Source organism: Telluria sp. Soil_C_11, assembly GCF_057657395.1.
The window spans coordinates 1-1,406 of sequence record NZ_JBDGIN010000047.1 but is presented as its reverse complement, the minus strand read 5'-3'; the positions used below and the strand labels follow the sequence as shown (position 1 = coordinate 1,406).

At 54.5% G+C, this 1,406-nt stretch carries 1 protein-coding gene; it reads left to right on the top strand.

What is annotated here, in order from left to right; translation table 11 throughout:
- Positions 1 to 10: 10 nt before the first annotated feature.
- Positions 11 to 1,371, top strand: a protein-coding gene (locus tag AC3A6M_RS24790; RefSeq protein WP_487855351.1) for an IS3 family transposase whose coding sequence is annotated in 2 segments (ribosomal slippage) — positions 11 to 490 and positions 493 to 1,371 — 1,359 coding nt in all. Because the reading frame shifts where the segments join, the coding sequence is not laid out codon by codon here.
- The last annotated feature ends 35 nt before the right edge of the window (positions 1,372 to 1,406 follow it).

The window sequence follows — 1,406 nt, the reverse complement described above, 5'->3', positions numbered from 1 at the left end:
GGGTTTTTTCATGACGAAATACGATGAGCGTTTCAAGCTCTCGGTGGTACAGCAATACCTGGACGGTAAAGGCGGCTATCAGACGCTGGCGCATTTACACGGGCTGGTCCAATCGCTGGTGAGACGTTGGGTTCAGCGGTACCAAATGCGTGGCGCAGATGCGTTCAAGAAGAAGTTCAGCCACTACAGCGCCGAGTTCAAGTTATCGGTCTTGCGGCACATGTGGGAAAATGAGCTGTCCTACGGCCAGACGGCCGTGCAGTTCGATATTCGCAATCCAGGTGTTCTCAGTGTGTGGGAGCGTAGTTTTCATAGCGGCGGACTGGATGCATTGAAACCACGTCCACGAGGAAGAGCTACAGCAATGGCGGCCCCGACATCAAAGCCTGATGCCCCATCCGATGATGAGAAACGCTCCCCGGAGGAGTTGCTGGCCGAGCTGGCCTACCTGCGCATGGAGAATGCCTATCTAAAAAAGTTGCAAGCCTTAGTTCAAGCCCGCCCGAAGCAAGCGCCGCCGAAAAAGCGCAAATAGTGCAGGAACTAAGGCAGCAATATCCGATGGCCGATCTGCTCAAGCTGGCCCGGCTACCACGCAGCACGTTCTATTACCAGCTGCGTTTGCTGCAACGGGGCGACAAGTACAGTGAGCTGAAAAACACGATCAAAACCATCTTCGCGCGTCATAAGGGCCGCTATGGTTACCGACGTATCGCGTCTGTGGTTCGACAGTCGGGGCACTTGGTCAATCACAAAGTGGTACAGCGTCTGATGGGCGTGCTGGGCCTGAAATCCCTTGTGCGACCGAAGAAGTACCGTTCGTTCAAGGGAGAAATAGGGCAAGCTGCGCCTAATGAATTGCAGCGCCAGTTCAAGGCCGAAGCGGCCAACCAAAAATGGGTGACGGACGTGACCGAGTTCAACGTCGCCGGCGAAAGGCTGTACTTGTCGCCTGTACTGGACCTGTACAACGGTGAAATCATCGCCTTCGAAACCAACAAACGCCCCGTCTTCGACATGGTGAGCACGATGCTCAAAAAGGCCATGGCCAAGCTTCAGCCGCATGAAAAACCACTGCTGCACAGCGATCAGGGATGGCAGTACCGGATGCCGGCCTACCAGCGTCAATTGCGGGAGCGGGAACTCGTGCAGAGCATGTCCCGCAAGGGCAACTGTCACGACAACGCAGCAATGGAAAGCTTCTTTGGCGTGCTCAAGTCCGAGTTCTTCTACCTGAACAAATTCGATAGCGTGGATGCGTTACAGGATGGCTTGGCCGAGTACATTCACTATTACAATCACGACCGTATCAAGCTCAAACTAAAAGGCCTGAGCCCTGTTCAGTACAGGACCCAGGCCTTGGCTGCCTAGCGAACTTAACCGTCCAACTTTATGGGGTCAGTTCA